The organism is Acinetobacter sp. WCHAc060042, from assembly GCF_003231195.1.
Taxonomy (GTDB): domain Bacteria; phylum Pseudomonadota; class Gammaproteobacteria; order Pseudomonadales; family Moraxellaceae; genus Acinetobacter.
The window spans coordinates 1-16,353 of the sequence record NZ_QKVN01000025.1 but is presented as its reverse complement, the minus strand read 5'-3'; the positions used below and the strand labels follow the sequence as shown (position 1 = coordinate 16,353).

At 40.4% G+C, this 16,353-nt stretch carries 15 protein-coding genes; 2 read left to right on the top strand and 13 right to left on the bottom strand.

What is annotated here, in order from left to right; genetic code table 11:
- Nucleotides 1-6: 6 nt before the first annotated feature.
- From rpsR to ppsA, 11 genes are all read right to left on the bottom strand, one after another.
- Complete coding sequence (gene rpsR / locus DPG01_RS11855; RefSeq protein ID WP_004278792.1) at nt 7-234, bottom strand: 30S ribosomal protein S18; 228 nt, start codon at nt 232-234, stop codon at nt 7-9.
- An 11-nt stretch (nt 235-245) separates the two neighbouring features.
- Nucleotides 246-632, bottom strand: coding sequence for a 30S ribosomal protein S6 (rpsF, locus tag DPG01_RS11850; RefSeq protein WP_004696436.1), 387 nt, complete (start codon nt 630-632; stop codon nt 246-248).
- A gap of 141 nt (nt 633-773) precedes the next feature.
- Nucleotides 774-1,535 carry a DUF3142 domain-containing protein gene (locus DPG01_RS11845; RefSeq protein WP_110975234.1) on the bottom strand — a complete coding sequence of 254 codons (762 nt, stop codon included), beginning with the start codon at nt 1,533-1,535 and terminating at the stop codon, nt 774-776.
- Between the two features lie 5 nt (nt 1,536-1,540).
- Entirely contained in the window at nt 1,541-3,649 is a 2,109-nt protein-coding gene (locus tag DPG01_RS11840; RefSeq protein WP_110975233.1) for a hypothetical protein, read from the bottom strand.
- 112 nt (nt 3,650-3,761) lie between these two features.
- Nucleotides 3,762-4,640: a heme o synthase gene (gene cyoE / locus DPG01_RS11835; protein WP_086207734.1), complete on the bottom strand. Its 879-nt coding sequence runs from the start codon at nt 4,638-4,640 to the stop codon at nt 3,762-3,764.
- 10 nt (nt 4,641-4,650) lie between these two features.
- Nucleotides 4,651-4,980, bottom strand: coding sequence for a cytochrome o ubiquinol oxidase subunit IV (locus tag DPG01_RS11830; protein ID WP_171327408.1), 330 nt, complete (start codon nt 4,978-4,980; stop codon nt 4,651-4,653).
- The gene (gene cyoC / locus DPG01_RS11825) at nt 4,977-5,597 is read right to left on the bottom strand and encodes a cytochrome o ubiquinol oxidase subunit III (RefSeq protein WP_110975231.1); all 621 of its coding nucleotides are present in this window, start codon (nt 5,595-5,597) and stop codon (nt 4,977-4,979) included. The genes DPG01_RS11830 and cyoC overlap by 4 nt, the downstream gene beginning before the upstream one ends.
- A 4-nt stretch (nt 5,598-5,601) precedes the next feature.
- Nucleotides 5,602-7,590 (bottom strand): cytochrome o ubiquinol oxidase subunit I, encoded by a 1,989-nt coding sequence (gene cyoB, locus DPG01_RS11820; protein WP_086207731.1) that lies wholly within the window; start codon nt 7,588-7,590, stop codon nt 5,602-5,604.
- A gap of 3 nt (nt 7,591-7,593) precedes the next feature.
- The gene (gene cyoA, locus DPG01_RS11815; protein WP_110975230.1) at nt 7,594-8,667 is read right to left on the bottom strand and encodes a ubiquinol oxidase subunit II; all 1,074 of its coding nucleotides are present in this window, start codon (nt 8,665-8,667) and stop codon (nt 7,594-7,596) included.
- A 302-nt stretch (nt 8,668-8,969) separates the two neighbouring features.
- Entirely contained in the window at nt 8,970-9,737 is a 768-nt protein-coding gene (locus DPG01_RS11810) for an RDD family protein (protein WP_110975229.1), read from the bottom strand.
- Nucleotides 9,738-10,081: 344 nt separating this feature from the next.
- Nucleotides 10,082-12,460: a phosphoenolpyruvate synthase gene (ppsA, locus tag DPG01_RS11805; RefSeq protein WP_110975228.1), complete on the bottom strand. Its 2,379-nt coding sequence runs from the start codon at nt 12,458-12,460 to the stop codon at nt 10,082-10,084.
- Nucleotides 12,461-12,616: 156 nt separating this feature from the next.
- Between ppsA and DPG01_RS11800 the strand changes: the two genes are divergently transcribed.
- Both DPG01_RS11800 and DPG01_RS11795 read left to right on the top strand, forming a co-directional pair.
- Entirely contained in the window at nt 12,617-13,453 is an 837-nt protein-coding gene (locus tag DPG01_RS11800; RefSeq protein ID WP_110975227.1) for a pyruvate, water dikinase regulatory protein, read from the top strand.
- 144 nt (nt 13,454-13,597) lie between these two features.
- Nucleotides 13,598-14,275: a hypothetical protein gene (locus DPG01_RS11795; protein ID WP_228157000.1), complete on the top strand. Its 678-nt coding sequence runs from the start codon at nt 13,598-13,600 to the stop codon at nt 14,273-14,275.
- A gap of 34 nt (nt 14,276-14,309) precedes the next feature.
- Here the strand turns inward: DPG01_RS11795 and DPG01_RS11790 are convergent, their stop codons facing one another.
- On the bottom strand, nt 14,310-14,873 hold the full coding sequence (locus tag DPG01_RS11790) for a flavoprotein (RefSeq protein ID WP_110975225.1): 564 nt from the start codon (nt 14,871-14,873) through the stop codon (nt 14,310-14,312).
- Between the two features lie 230 nt (nt 14,874-15,103).
- A complete protein-coding gene (locus DPG01_RS11785) occupies nt 15,104-16,105 on the bottom strand; it encodes an LLM class flavin-dependent oxidoreductase (RefSeq protein ID WP_110975224.1) in 1,002 nt (333 codons plus the stop codon).
- Nucleotides 16,106-16,353: the final 248 nt, after the last annotated feature.

The window sequence follows — 16,353 nt, the reverse complement described above, 5'->3', positions numbered from 1 at the left end:
TCAACCTCACTTATGATTGTCAGTGTAAGGGATCAAAGACAAGTAGCGAGCTTGTTTAATAGCAAGCGCTAATTGACGTTGGTAACGAGCTTTAGTACCTGTAATACGGCTAGGAACAATCTTGCCGTTTTCAGTGATGTACTGTTTTAAAGTGTCGATATCTTTGTAGTCGATGTACGTAACGTTCTCAGCTGTAAAGCGGCAGAACTTGCGACGACGGTAAAAACGTGCCATTGATGTTCTCCTTATGCTTCAGCAGAGTCTTGAGCTTGTTGTGCTTCTTCACGTTGAGCTTTACGCGCACGTTTTTCTTCAGCACTCTTAGCCAATAGTGACTCTTCAGTGATAGCGTTTTCACGACGGATGATTAAGCTACGAATAATTGCATCGTTGTAACGGAACAATTCTTCCAACTCATCAAGAGTAGTTTGACCACACTCAACATTCATAAGAATGTAGTGAGCTTTGTGGATCTTGTTGATTGGGTAAGCCAATTGACGACGGCCCCAGTCTTCAAGACGGTGGATTTGACCTTCAGCTTCTTTGATGTGAGTTAGGTAACGTTCTACCATACCCACAACTTGATCGCTTTGATCTGGGTGTACCAGAAGTACGATTTCGTAGTGACGCATTGTCAGCTCCTTACGGATTATACAGCCCCTAACATAATTGTTAGAAGCAAGGAGTCACAACCAAGGTTGTGTCGCATTAGATGCGAAGGGGGAATTTTAGAGACTTTGCTCGCCAAATTCAAGGACTTCTCTTAAAAAGCCCTAATTATTTTGAGGTTTTGAGCGTAAAAGGAAGACCACATAACCTTTAAAGTTTGTATCATTCGCAAGCTTTGGCGGGCTTCGCCACTCACCGTGTTGAACGATGCCAATTTTATAAGGAAGTTTCAGTGCTGAAACTTTCTTTAGATAAGATGCATAATTGGGTATGGTCGTTGAGCCTTGATAAGTTTGAATAACCAACTCATTGATGGTGTTATTGAGGAGCTTTAACGTCTCCTGATTTGTGACATTGGTCCAGTCCATTAAACCTGTGATACTGAGTTGATAGTGCTGAGGCAATTGTTTTCTTAATTGGCTTAAAAATAGGGCATATTGGTGAATGTGTTTGGTTTTGGCATCGAAATCAATTTGTATGCCTTGAATATGATTCCCTGCATTTTCCCATTGCTGAACGCGTTTTAAAATTTGTGTAAGCTCATGGCCTTGCCAGTTTAAATGATAATTACGAAAAACCAGCCACACCTTTTGTTGAGGAATATTTAAAACCTGCACCCCTTGTGGAATGAGGTGTGAATGATGAGTTTGCGGATGTAGACGAACTTCACCCTGTAATACATAAATTTCTTTGGCTGTTTTGAGATAAGGGGCTGATGAAATGTTGCCCCAAACCCAAAATGAATCATAGTCTTCGGCATTTACTTGACCAGATGTTAATGTTGAAGCTGACTGACTTGGTTGACAAGCCATGATGCCCAACATACAGATCAACATTAGGCCAAATGAAAAAAACTGCTTTATCATGAATCTTACCAGTAATACTTTAAAGATTGTGCCCAAGAGGTATTTGGATAGTCTTGTTTCATTTGATCAAACCATTGTTTACGGGTGGATTTAGCAACTTCTGCATCCTGACAGTCATTCATTCCGCTTGGTGAATAACACATGATTGAGCGATAAAGTGCATAAGCTTTTAAATCGGGTATAGAACTGGATTTGATAATGTCTTTATACACTTGGCCACGGGTAAAAATTGTACCTTGGAAGCGAGCGGTTTCTTTTTCTAAAGCGGTGACATAAGTGATGTTGTAGCCTTGAGGCGAGCGTGCATATTCACCCAGACACAGTTGGAGTTTTAAATCTTGAGGTGAATTTTCCAGTTTTTGAGTCAGGTTGAATAAGTCAGGGCATTGAATCTGCGCAGTGATTTTTGTTCCTGTCCAAATGAAATCACTGAAGGGTGGCTGATTTTTATAGTTCGTATATGTTTCCGAATCATATTTATACTTTGCTGCGTCTTGTGGTAGCAGTACAAAGCCTTGATTAAACAGCTTATAGTTTTGATGAATTAATGATTTTTGCAAAGCTTTATACAAGGCTAAATTTTTTTGGTCAGTACTTGATGTTTTAGTCTGAATGATGTGCATTAAGCTTTTTTCATTGGCTTCATTTTCAATAAAGCTTTTTTGCAATGAAGCTTGTTTGATTTTAGCATCTGCGCTGATAAAAGCGCTGGCATTTTGCTGTTGGGCATAATGTGGATACAACATCAGCTCAAATAAACCACGCTGTTCGATTGTTTTAGCTCGGTCTAACCAATTTTCCCAATATTGCTGGGCATTTTGAGTTTGTCCGAGTTTTTCTAAAATACGACCTTTTAACAGTATTTGACTGAGTTGCAGGTAACTATTGGTTGAATTTGAGGAGTGTTCTGGCAAATATTTTAAAGCTTCGGCTGGCTTGTTCTGTACAAAGAATAAGTGATTGGCTTGTAGGTATTGGAACAGTTCTGGCTGACTCTTAAATCGTGTTTTTTGGTTGTTGAGTTCAGACCAGCTCAAGATTTTAGCTTCTGCCGATGTTGCCTGACGCATTTGCATTAAATCTGAAATGGCTAGAAAGAAGGGATCTTTTAAATTTTTTGCATTGAATGAGCGGCTTTGAAAAACATGGCGATCCATTTCGAAAACTAGATTATCGAGTTCTAAATTATAGTATTTCGACTCTGGATGATTGATTTGCCATGCGAGTTCGTTGGTTAAGAGTTCGGTATTGCCACTTAGCCAATAACAACGACGCAGCAAACCACGTGTGCTGGCTGCATATTTTCCATTGGGAAAACGCTTGAAATATGTAGTGATATGCTCATAGGTGTTTTTGAGTAAAGTCTGATCTACTTTATCTATTTTTAAGTCACCATATTTACCAACTCCAGATTGGTAGCTTTCATTGAGGCTACTACGAATCAACATATATTGAGAGGTTTCTTGGATCCAAGGATGATCAACCGTAGTTAATACTGAGTAAATTTTAGTTGCTATGGAAAAGTTACTATTGTAAAAGGCAATGGTTGCATTTAAATAAGACGCATATTGACGTGCTTGAATTGACCAGTTCGGATTAACTTGAATGAGGGCTAGATCACGGTTACAGGCCGAGATATTTTGTCTTTCTTGAATCAGTAAATCTTTTTCCGCTTTGCTGAGATTTTTGTCGGCTTGTACCTGCTGTGTAAATTGATCCGAACCATTGTCTAAACTAGAGCAATGTTCTTGGTAGGGTGTCTTTTCATTACTTGGTTTTAAGCGAGCATTGGGGCGTTTATTGGTTACACTTTCAAACAGTGTTTTAGCCGCAAATGGTACGTTGCTATATTCGGTTTCCCAAAGCGGGCTATTTGGCTGATTAAAATTCAATTTGGCCAACCCCATGTCGCTCAGGAGTAGAAGCATATTGGTTTGGTTGTCATTAGCAGGCGTGAGTGCTGGTAAATTGTCACAGGCTGTATAGGCATTGGTTTGGATGTTGGTCGATGGGTAGCAAGAAACATCAAAACCAGAAAAACTGTGCGTGCTATAAGCAAGACTGATAGGAAACAAACCAATAAAAATAGATTTTTTTAGGAATTGTGATGGCATTTTGATTGCAGTGCATGAGTTATTGTTGTGCCTGCTATAGTAACAATTTAAAGATTAGACTTAAATATTAAATAAGTTGAAATAAAAAAAGATAGAGAGAACTCTATCTTTTTTAAAACAGTGGCAAATGTGGAGCAGGTGAGACGTAGCTAAAACTAAAACTAAAACTTAATGCGGTAATTAAAATCACTGAATATAAGAAATAGCGTTTCGCCCATAATTGATCATCTTCGGCTTTAAAACCAATCAGTGATAAATACACCCAATAAGCACAAAGTGCATTAAAAGTGATGAGGAAAAACACATTGGTATAGCCAAAACAATACAAACCATTTAACACCGCAGCAAACAGCAAGACATAAATCAAGCTTTCAACTTTTGTACGAAAAATTGAACGTGCGACAGGTAAAATTGGAATGCCTGCATTTTTATAGTCATTAAAGCGGTATACCGCAATTCCCCATGAATGAGGCATTTGCCAAAGTGCATATGCTAAGAAAATTAGTAATGCGGCAACATCAAATTCATTGGTCACAGCTGTATAACCGATCACTGGTGGACTAGCACCAGAAATACTTCCAATCACGGTTTGGTGAATAGATGTACGTTTGCTCCATAGACTATAAAAAATCACATAAACCACGAAACCAAGTACAGCAAAGCCAAAGGCATAGGCATTTACAAAGAACCAGAGTAGGGCAAAGCCCAATATTCCGAGTGCAGCAGAAAATGCTAGAGCAACGGAAGGACTGATGGTTTTTTTAACTAATGCACGGTTCATCGTCCGTTCCATCTTTTGATCAATATCTTGATCAATGACGTTATTGACGACACAGCCAGAAGCAACAACTAATGTTGTACCAAGTAGTGTGATGATAAGAAGAAGGAAATCTACAGACCCCTGAGCGGCTAAAAAGAAGCCGCCCAGAGTGGTAACGAAGTTACCAAAGAGAATTCCTGGTTTAGTCAGGAATAAATACTTTTTCAGCATGACAACCAGTTTAGATCATCATGTTGTAGTGTAAGTAGTTCATAATCCATACAGAGCCAACCAGAAGTACGGCAATACAAAGTACTGTATAGATAAATGCAATCACGTTCCAACGTTGCTCTGAAGATGAGTTCATGTGCAAGAAGTAAACTAATTGAACAAGAACCTGAGCAACCGCTGTAATTGCAATAACAGTCATCAAAATACCACGGCCAAAACCGCCAGTCATAACCATACCGAATGGAATTACGGTGAGGATAACTGAAAGGATGAAACCAATCGTATATTGCTTCGTGTTACCGTGTGAAGCACCAGCAGAGTTATGATCGTGACTCATTATAGAACTCCCATCAAGTAAACTACGCTGAATACACAGATCCAAACGATGTCAAGGAAGTGCCAGAACAAGCTTAGGCAAGCAAGGCGGCGCGTGTTTGGAAGAGTCAAACCATTTTTCTTGATTTGAACCATTAACACGATCATCCAGACTAAGCCAGAAGTTACGTGAATACCGTGCGTACCTACTAAAGTAAAGAACGACGATAAGAACGCACTCACGCTTGGACCATGGCCAGCATGAACTAAGTGATGAAACTCATATAGTTCCATACCGATGAATGAAGCACCGAATAACCAAGTGATCGCTAACCAAGCTAACACTTGGTTGACGTTCTTTTTGTATGCAGCAAGAACCGCAAAACCAAAAGTCACAGAAGAGATCAAGAGAGCAAAAGTTTCAGTTAAAACGAAACCTAAAGACTCACCAAATAGTTCTTTTGCACTTGGTGTACCCATAGGTACATGGCTACTTAATACAGCGAATGCAATGAAGAGTGTACCGAATAAGATCAAGTCACTCATCAAATAAGTCCAAAAACCAAAGACGGTGATATCCGTATCATCGTGGTGATGATGCTCATCGTGTCCGTGGTTTTCGTGATGAAGTACGTCAGCCATTGTCTTAGTCCTTCTTCAAGTGTTTTTCAAGAATCGCGTAACGTTCATTCTCAATACGCTCAACTTCAGCAGCAGGAACATAGTAGTCCACCTTCTTCGTGAATGAAGAAGTGATGAAGCTGATAATAGCAGCGATGAAAGTCACAGCAACCAACCACCAGATATGCCAGATTAAGCCAAAGCCCATCACAGTAATGAACATTGCAATAACAAAGCCGGCAGCACGATTCGTTGGCATGTGGATGTCTTCGTACGACGTTGGTTTCGCATAAGCCACACCGTTTTCTTTGTCATTCCAGAAGGTATCAATACCATTGATCTTTGGAACATGAGCAAAGTTATAGAACGGAGCAGGAGACGAAGTCGCCCATTCAAGCGTACGAGAATCCCATGGATCGCCTGTAAGGTCGAGATGGTCGTTGCGTTGTAGGAAACCAACAACAATTTGCATAATGAAACATGCAATACCAAGCGCGACTAAAATTGAACCGAAGAATGCAATAGCGATGTACGGGTCCCATTCTGGGTTGTCATAAGTGTTCAAACGACGAGTCATACCCATGAAACCAAGGATATAAAGCGGCATGAACGCAAAATAGAAACCAAAGAACCAGAACCAGAACGCAGCTTTACCCCAAGCTTCATTGAGCTTCCAACCAAACATTTTTGGCCAGTAGAAAATGATACCTGCGAACATTGCGAATACTACACCACCAATAATTACGTTATGGAAGTGAGCGATAAGGAATAACGAGTTATGTACCAAGAAGTCCGCTGGTGGAACTGCCATTAATACACCTGTTAAACCACCGATACCGAAAGTCACAAGGAAGCCAAGTGTCCATAGCATTGGTGTTGTGAAGCTGATACGACCCTTATACATGGTGAATAACCAAGAGAAGATCTTCACACCAGTAGGAATCGCAATCACCATGGTCATGATACCAAAGAACGCGTTCACGTTGGCACCAGCACCCATAGTAAAGAAGTGGTGAACCCATACCACGAACGCAAGTACTGTGATCGCGATAGTTGCATACACCATTGATTTGTAACCGAACAACGTTTTACGAGAGAACGTCGCTACAACTTCTGAGTAAATACCAAATGCTGGTAATACTAAGATGTAAACTTCTGGGTGACCCCATGTCCAAATCAAGTTTACGTACAACATTGGGCTACCACCCATGTCGTTTGTAAAGAAGTGGAAACCGAAGTAACGGTCAAGCGTTAACATTGCAATGGTTGCTGTTAACACTGGGAATGACGCAATGATCAATACTGCTGTACACAAAGATGTCCAAGTAAAGATCGGCATGTCCATAAGCGACATACCAGGCGCACGCATTTTAATGATGGTAACGAAGAAGTTAACACCTGTTAAGAGCGTACCTAAACCGGAAATCTGAAGTGCCCAGATATAGTAATCCACACCCACACCTGGAGAGTATTCGATACCTGAAAGAGGAGGGTATGCCATCCAACCTGTAGCAGCGAATTCACCAATTGCAAGAGATGCCATCATCAAACCAACAGCACCAGCAAATAACCAGAAGCTGAGTGAGTTCAATAATGGGAAGGCAACGTCACGTGCACCAATTTGAAGAGGTACAGAGATGTTCATTAAGCCTACAACAAGACCCATTGCTACGAAGAAGATCATGATAACACCGTGAGCGGTGAAGATCTGATCGTAGTGTTCTGGGTGTAAATAACCTTCACCGCCACCACGAGCGAGGAAAAGTTGTAAACGCATCATAAATGCATCAGCAAAACCACGCACAAGCATGATGATTGATACAATTAGATACATAATACCAATTTTTTTATGGTCTACCGATGTGAACCATTCGTTCCACAAGTAGCTCCATTTTTTAAAATAGGTAACACCAGCAACAACTGCGATGCCACCTAAGATCATCATTGCAACTGTTACCAGTACAATTGGATCATACGGAATAGCGTCCGGACCTAACTTACCTAAGAAGCTCATGTCTTATTCCCCTACAACTGATGAAGCAGGTTCAACTGCGGCATGTGCTTCAGAAGCAGCAGCCCCGTGAGCACCCGCAGTTGCTGAATGATCAGCACCGTGATAGTTGCTCATGTATTTGTTGATCACTGATTCAAACAAGCCTTGCTCTACAGAAGAGTAGTAAGTCACTGGATGTGGCTTAGTTGGGTAAGGCTTCATTGCTTCAGCAACAGCCTTCTCTTCAGGAGTTTTTGCTTTTGCAATTAAAGCTTCAATTTGATGCTTACCACGGTTACCGTCACGTAAAGATGCAAATTCAGACTGATCTAAAATTGTTTTTTGTACAGCTTTTGGATTAATGCTTGTACCGTTACCTGCTTTAATAGCAGCAACCCATTCAGCGAATTGAGCGTCTGTTAAAGAGTGAGCACGGAAGCGCATTTGCGAGAAGCCATAACCTGAATAGTTTGAAGAGAAACCGCGGTAGCCTTCAGCTGGGCTAGTTCCATCTGCTAACAAATTCAAGTGAGTCTGCATACCTGCCATTGCATAAATTTGACCGCCTAACGAAGGGATGAAGAATGAGTTCATCGTAAAGTTAGAAGTTAATTTAAGTGCAATTGGAGTCTTTTCAGGGAAACGAATTTCGTTAACCGTAGCAATATTAAGATCAGGATAAATGAAGATCCATTTAAACTGTTCTGCAATGACTTGAACATTTACAGGTGCTTTATCGGATTCGATAGGGCGGTAAGGGTCATACTTGTGTGAACCCCACCAAGTTAACCACGCCAGAATACCAATAATAATGACAGGAATACCCCAAACTACAATTTCAATTGTAGTAGAGTGTGCCCATGTAGGTTTATAGTCTGCATCTTTATTCGACGCGCGATATTTCCAACCAAACCATAATGCCATAATGATTGATGGAATAACCACCAACAGCATTAAATAGATCGCAGTCATCATTAAGTCAGATTGACCTTGTGCAACTGGACCTTTCGAGTTTAGAAGTACCATATCACCGCCACACCCAGTCAAGAGCGCGGCAATCGTAGATAAAGACAATACAGCTAAAATCGTTTGTCTCATTTTACAACCTCGGTGAAGAGTCCCATTCCCTAATAAAATTGGGATAGCGATTAAAGTGTCGCATGATTGAAAAGTTTCTTTTTAAGACTAAAAACACTTCTCAATCATAAGACACCGCTACGTTGTAGGGCATTATGCCTCATATCGACAAACTAAGCTATACGTAAAGATGCTTTAAATGACTGTTATAAAAACCGATTTTTTTACTCGGAATTGGGTGTTTTTCCTTAGATATTTATATTGAATATCAATATACTGCGGAAAATAGATGTGTGCTAAACCTCAGTCCGAATATGCCCAAATTATTGCTTAATAACCTTGGTTTTAGCCAGCTTATCGTGCAAAGTTTGACGCTTTGCGCTTAAACCAAAGACGTGATCGACGATCGTGATGAATGGCATAAATAGCATGTTGAGCACAATAAAGACAACACTGCGTAATGTGAATACACGCATTAAACTAACTTTTTCGTTGGTTTCAATATCTACAATTTTAATTTTGGTGATTTTTTTGCCAATACTTTGACCGTTTTTTGCCAAGAAAAAGGCTTGAATACCAAGCATGATCAGCAAGTAAATCCCCATGCTTGTCCAAGCTTCAGTGGGAATCAATTGAAATAGTTGCGCTTGCAGTTCACTGGCTTGAGTTGCCGTTGTAGCTGCTTGCATTTTCTGCTGAATTTCGGTGAGTTCACCGAACTGATCGGCTTGCAAGAAAAATGAGGGAATGGCAGCTGCAGGTAACCATAATAATAAATCAATAATTTTCGCCAAAACACGAGTACCAATAGAGGCAAGTTCAGGTTGAACCGCTTTTGCAGTCGTACGGTTCTGCTGTGCGAATTGGTTTGTCAGCTGTACTGGTTCAGGAATAGGAGGCTGAGCTTGATAGCCTGCAGGTTCATAGGCCAGTTTTCCTTGGGTGAGTTCACCTAAAGCTTTCCATTCAGGCATACCTTGATGCCAAACTAAATCCGTCAATAAAACTTGTTGGCTTGCGAGCATCTGATTCAGTTGCTCTAAGGTATATGGACCGGCTTGTTGATTATTTCGTGCCAAGTAAATCTGCATATAAACTTAATCTCAAAATATAAATTGGGATGTCAAAATAATAGATGTATTTGTTTTCAAATTAAAAACAAATAAAAAAATCTTATGTTAAAACTTGTGGATAGTCTGGGAAAATTCAAGATGAAATTAACCAAAGATACACAAAACTTATGACAGTGTAGCAAGGAATGAGCCGCTTCTTCTAGTTTTATCGCAATACGATCTTTGCTAAATCAAGATGTTGATATATGAATGCTGAATTTAGCTGAAGCTTTGTATAAAGGGGCTTATTTTAATGACGACACCTAAAAGTAGTCGGCATAAAAAAAGACCCGTGAAAGGGTCTTTTTTATCGCATCAAAAAATTAAGATTTTTGAGCTTTTTCTGCTGCAAGGAAGAACCATGTGTCTAATACTGAGTCAGGATTTAGTGATACAGATTCGATGCCTTGTTCCATGAGCCATTGAGCAAGATCTGGGTGATCTGAAGGACCTTGGCCACAGATACCCACATATTTACCTGCTTTGCGGCATGCATGAATTGCCATAGATAGAAGCGCTTTAACAGCTGGATCACGTTCATCAAATAGGTGAGATACGATACCAGAGTCACGATCTAGACCGAGTGTTAACTGGGTTAAGTCGTTTGAGCCGATAGAGAAGCCGTCAAAGTGTTCAAGGAACTGTTCAGCCAATAATGCGTTCGTTGGTAACTCACACATCATGATTACTTTCAGACCATTTTCACCACGTTTCAAACCATTTAAAGCCAATAATTCGATGACACGTTTTGCTTCGTGTACAGTACGGACGAAAGGAATCATGATTTGAATGTTGGTTAAGCCCATTTCGTCACGTGCTTTTTTCAACGCGCGACATTCTAACTCGAAGCAGTCACGGAAGTTGTCAGACACATAACGGCTTGCACCACGGAAGCCCAACATTGGGTTTTCTTCTTCAGGCTCGTATAATTTACCACCGATCAAGTTTGCATATTCATTTGACTTAAAGTCAGACATACGAACAATCACAGGCTTGTCTGCGAATGCGGCAGCAAGGGTAGAAATACCTTCAACTAGTTTTTCAACATAGAATTCGATTGGCGATGCATAACCCGCAGTACGCGCCATGACCGCAGCACGTGTTTCACGTGGCAAGCTGTCAATGTTCAACAATGCTTTAGGGTGGACACCGATCATACGGTTAATGATGAACTCAAGACGCGCAAGACCAATCCCTTCATTTGGAATTTGTGCAAAGTCAAATGCACGGTCAGGGTTACCAACGTTCATCATTACTTTGAATGGAAGTGCTGGCATAGATTCAATTGAATTGGTTTGAATCTCGAAGTCTAGTGAACCTTCATAGATGAAACCTGTATCACCTTCAGCGCATGAAACAGTTACTTCTTGACCGTCTACTAGAACTTCAGTTGCATTACCACAACCCACGATTGCTGGAACACCCAGTTCACGCGCAATAATTGCAGCGTGACAAGTACGACCACCACGGTTAGTGACAATCGCAGCCGCACGTTTCATTACTGGTTCCCAGTCTGGGTCTGTCATGTCTGATACAAGAACGTCACCGTCTTGTACTTTGTCCATTTCTTTAATAGACGTAACAATACGTACTTTACCAGAACCGATACGTTGACCAATTGAACGACCTTCACAAATTACTGTACCTTTTTGTTTCAAAAGGTAGCGTTCCATTGTGCCGACGTTTTCACGGCTCTTCACTGTTTCAGGGCGTGCTTGAACGATATAAATTTGACCGTCATCACCATCTTTTGCCCATTCGATGTCCATTGGAGAACCGTAATGGTTTTCAATGATGAGCGCTTGTTTTGCAAGTTCTTGAAGTTCGTGGTCGTTCAATGCAAATTGTTGACGCTCTTGCTTTTCAACATCAACCACAACAACTGATTTACCCGCAGATGCTTCTTCGCCATAAATCATTTTTTGGTGTTTAGAACCCAAATTACGACGTAATACAGCGTGTTTGCCTGCATTTAAAAGTGGTTTAGAGAGGTAGAATTCGTCAGGGTTGACAGCACCTTGAACAACCATTTCACCCAAACCATAAGATGCAGTGATGAAGACGACATCACGGAAACCAGATTCAGTATCAAGAGTGAACATTACACCCGCTGCACCCGTTTCAGAACGGACCATACGTTGAATGCCAGCAGATAAAGCCACCACATCATGCGCAAAGTTTTGGTGTACGCGATAAGAGATTGCACGGTCGTTATATAGTGATGCAAACACTTCTTTGATCGCGATCAAAACGTTGTCGATACCGCGAATGTTTAAGAAAGTTTCTTGTTGGCCTGCGAAAGACGCATCTGGTAAATCTTCTGCTGTTGCAGAAGAACGAACGGCAACCGCGATGTCAGGGTTGCCGTTTGAAAGTTCTTCAAATGCTTTACGAACTTCTTTTTCTAGTTCTGTTGTAAGTGGAGTGTCAACAATCCATTGGCGAATTTTAGCACCTGTTTCAGCCAAAGCATTTACATCATCAACATTGAGTGTTTTTAGCTCTGCATTGATTTTAGCGTTTAGGCCGCTTTGCTCGAGAAATTCACGATATGCCTGAGCTGTAGTAGCAAAGCCACCTGGTACAGATACACCTGCATTTGATAGGTGGCTGATCATTTCACCTAGAGATGAGTTTTTCCCACCTACGAGTTCAACGTCGTGTTTCCCTAATTTTTCTAGACCAATTACGCGCGCTTCCAAAGTTGTTACTCCACTTTTGCAGTATTTAATCACTATCTTGGCATCAGATTATAACAAATCTACTTAGCTTTTTGATTTTACTAAGCGACAGTCATGTAAGATCGGTTTACTATAAAGATTATATAGCACTAAGACAAATGTTTAAGGAGAATTTTAATGTCAGAAAGTAAACAGTTTAAGCGGAGTGTTTTTTTTATTTCAGATGGTACTGCAATTACCGCAGAAACCCTTGGGCACTCTCTATTGGCGCAGTTTCCAAATGTTGACTTTGACATTCATATTATTCCTTATATTAGTTCAGAAGAAGCTGCGACCAATGTTGTAGCTGAGATTAATCAAAGAGCATTACACGATGGTCAAAAACCATTGGTGTTTGACACATTGGTTGACCCGTATGTGCGGGATATTATCAATACTGCAAATGCAGTAAATCTTGATGTATTTGAGGGGCTTATAAGTAAGTTGTCTGAAGAGTTAGGCACTCCACCTACAACTTTAGTCGGACAGACCCATGCTGTGACTGATTCTGAGTCTTATAAAGCGCGTATTGATGCGGTGCATTTTGCCTTAGATAACGATGATGGCGCACGTACACGTCACTATGACAAGGCCGATTTGATTTTGATTGGGGTTTCACGTTCGGGGAAAACACCGACCTCGATTTACTTGTCATTACAGTTTGGAATTCGTGTTGCTAATTACCCACTGACTGAAGAAGACTTAGATGATAACCGCTTACCTGCAGTACTTCGAGCGCATAAGCATAAGCTGTTTGGTTTAATGATTGATGCTGAACGTTTGGTTGCCATTCGCTCTGAACGTAAGGCGAATAGTCGCTATGCAAGCTTTAGTCAATGTCAAATGGAACTACGCGCTATTGAAGGGATCTATATTTCTGAGGGGATTAAATATTTAAATGTCTCTGAAATGTCAATTGAGGAAATTTCTACTCGTGTACTCCAAATGACGGGTCTAAAACGTCGCATTGGTTGATATCGAGATGACAGTATAAAGGGTCATCGTGGTGATGCTTTATACTGTTTATTAATTTCGCTATAAATAGAAAAATATAGATCAGATTATATGAAAATAATATCAAAATGCATTTTTAGCCTTATTTTGTTCAGTTCTTTTAATATGACACTTTATGCGGAAAATATATCCATTCAGCAGTCCGAACAAGCGATTATTTTAAAATATGCGACACTGGATTTTTATGAAGTCAATCAGAAAATCGAACAGGATATTGTCGATTTAATCCAGAAAAATACTGCAAGCTATGCTTATTCTTTCCCCAAATTAACTGAAAATCTTAGACTAAAGATTAATAGCTCACCTGATCGACTGCTTAAATTCTATACCTTTGATGTGGGCGGTGGTGGTACTATGGGTGAATTTTCATCCTATGTACAGATGAAATCGAGACCGTCTAGCAAGCTTCAAGCGATCAATACGGGCTATATTTTAAATATTGATCAAGTGAAAATGGGGACGCAACCGATTTACTTCGTGCAAAGCTATTACAAAGGGGATAGTTGCCACGGTCTATATCAAATTCAAGCCTTTAGAATGCATGCTCAAGCTTTGACACCAGCCCCAATTTTTCAGACGAAAAATAAGAAGCAGTTGAGTTCGATAGAAGTGGATTATGACTGTCATTATGATGAAGCGCGTCAGGGTTCGTATATTCGGGTTTCGAAAGATTTAAAGTATGTTGATATCAAATTACTGAATCAAAATAGTCAGCCAACAGGTCAGTATTTGCGCTATGCACGTGGAAAGTCAGCTTTTCAATATCAGGGTGTAGTGAATTAAAGAGGGCAAGCTAAAATGCTTACCCACGTGATGTCTAGTGTGTATAGGTGGTAATAATCAAATCAACTGGATGTTCTGCACCATCAAGACTCTGGATATCATGTTCTCGAATTTTCACAATTGGCCAAGTCACCAATTTACAGTTTTCACGCTGTAAAGCATGGTAGTAGAAATCGGACTTAAAGAATTTGAGTTTATTGGCAGCAGTATTAGGCTTAAGTTGGTGTCTGAGCCACGGGTCAGCAACTTGGGTTTCTAAAAAACGTAAAGCCAATAGGCATTTAATACGGGTACTAAATAATCGGCGGTTTTTAATGACTAATGGATGCTGGATTAAGCGCTGAACCCCGCGTTCTGTTTTGGGTAAAATGAAGTGAGGTTCATTTTGAAAAACACGAACAGATTGTGCCACCTGGCAGATTGACTCAAGTCCACTTACCGTGTGCTGATTGGTGCCAATAATCGCAACACGTTGTTGGTTAAAATCATGCTGTTTAATGTCTGATGATGCAATCAGTTGACCTCTGAAATGCTGAAAATATTCGGGATGGTTTTGAAATAAACCCGATAGGCTATCTGTTGGATGTAAATTAACCATGCTCGATCCTTAATTGTTTTTTTAGTTTTTCCTTAATCTTTTATTTTTAGTGTTTTTACTCTAAAAAGGCAAAATGATTAACTGTCTGAGCAGTCACGTTAACTTTAGTCTAAGGCGATAACATATTTTGATTATGCTTTTAAGGATGGACAGAGATGGAAAGGTTTCGTGTTCATTTTGCCCAATGAATGTCGATAGAACAGTCATTGGGCAAATAGGTTCACGTCCGCTTAGCTATTTTTGATCTGCATTAAACGTTCAAAGTTTTCTAAACGTTTCTCTGTATCATAGATGTCACAAGTGAAAATAAATTCATCGACATCATATTCTAAAAGAAGTTGTTTCAAGCCTTCTTTTACGGTGCCATTGGAACCAATTTGTGCCATAGCATAGAAACTGTCTACGGACATTTTTTCCGCAGCTGACCAAAGGCCATCCATGCTGGAAATCGGTGCTTTTAACTTTAAGCTTTGACCGCGCATCAGACCTAAAACACGTTGATAGGCACTAGTTGCCAAGAACTCCGCTTCAGCATCAGTTTCAGCAACGACCGTAGGGACACCCATCGACACATAAGGTTTCGATAAGTATTCAGAAGGTTGGAAATTTTCACGATAGAGCTGAATCGCTTGTTTCAGCATACGCGGTGCAAAGTGTGATGCGAATGAGTAGGGAAGACCGAGTTTTGCTGCGAGTTGTGCGCTAAATAAACTTGAACCGAGTAACCATACTGGCACATGAGTCCCTTGTCCCGGCGTTGCAACAATACGTTGATTCGGCTCAGCATCTTTAAAGTAATGCAGAATTTCTAAGACATCTTGTGGGAATTGTTCTTCAGTTTCTTGACGACCACGACGTAATGCGCGCATGGTGACTTGGTCTGTACCGGGTGCGCGACCTAAACCTAACTCAACACGATGCGGGTAGAGTGTAGCAAGTGTACCGAATTGTTCTGCTACCACAAGTGGCGCATGGTTTGGGAGCATAATGCCACCTGAGCCGACTTTTAAAGTTGAGGTATTCGCGAGTAAATAGCCGAGTAGCACCGCAGTAGCAGAGCTGGCAATACCATCCATATTATGATGTTCTGCAAGCCAAAGTCGGCTATAGCCTAAACGTTCAGCTTGTTGGGCCAATTTTAAGCTATGCTGTAGGGTGAGTTGTACAGTTTGATCTTCGCGGACAGGAGCTAATTCTAAAATAGAAAATTGAGTTTCGGACAATGTGCGCATTCGGCTTCTCAAATTTGCGGTGTATATCGAAATAATACGATATAAGCAGGGTTTTGTATATCGTTTTTATTCGATGTGTTCTGTCTGCACGATAAATCAGTCGCTAATATGTTGAATTGCAACAGTGATAAATTTAATACAACCATTAAAAATGAATGAGAAGATCATATTCAAATTGTGCTGCTGATCGGTTGTACTTTAGCTTTTTGAGACAGAGATTATTTCTTAAATAAAAAAACACCCGAAGG

Coding starts and splice junctions, on each gene's coding strand:
- DPG01_RS11785 (WP_110975224.1), bottom strand. CDS start 16,105: ATGCGCACATTGTCCGAAACTCAATTTTCTATTTTAGAATTAGCTCCT.
- DPG01_RS11810 (WP_110975229.1), bottom strand. CDS start 9,737: ATGCAGATTTACTTGGCACGAAATAATCAACAAGCCGGTCCATATACC.
- DPG01_RS11800 (WP_110975227.1), top strand. CDS start 12,617: ATGTCAGAAAGTAAACAGTTTAAGCGGAGTGTTTTTTTTATTTCAGAT.
- cyoB (WP_086207731.1), bottom strand. CDS start 7,590: ATGAGCTTCTTAGGTAAGTTAGGTCCGGACGCTATTCCGTATGATCCA.
- cyoE (WP_086207734.1), bottom strand. CDS start 4,640: ATGCTGAAAAAGTATTTATTCCTGACTAAACCAGGAATTCTCTTTGGT.
- DPG01_RS11845 (WP_110975234.1), bottom strand. CDS start 1,535: ATGATAAAGCAGTTTTTTTCATTTGGCCTAATGTTGATCTGTATGTTG.
- rpsR (WP_004278792.1), bottom strand. CDS start 234: ATGGCACGTTTTTACCGTCGTCGCAAGTTCTGCCGCTTTACAGCTGAG.
- rpsF (WP_004696436.1), bottom strand. CDS start 632: ATGCGTCACTACGAAATCGTACTTCTGGTACACCCAGATCAAAGCGAT.
- DPG01_RS11795 (WP_228157000.1), top strand. CDS start 13,598: ATGACACTTTATGCGGAAAATATATCCATTCAGCAGTCCGAACAAGCG.
- cyoA (WP_110975230.1), bottom strand. CDS start 8,667: ATGAGACAAACGATTTTAGCTGTATTGTCTTTATCTACGATTGCCGCG.
- DPG01_RS11790 (WP_110975225.1), bottom strand. CDS start 14,873: ATGGTTAATTTACATCCAACAGATAGCCTATCGGGTTTATTTCAAAAC.
- cyoC (WP_110975231.1), bottom strand. CDS start 5,597: ATGGCTGACGTACTTCATCACGAAAACCACGGACACGATGAGCATCAT.
- DPG01_RS11840 (WP_110975233.1), bottom strand. CDS start 3,649: ATGCCATCACAATTCCTAAAAAAATCTATTTTTATTGGTTTGTTTCCT.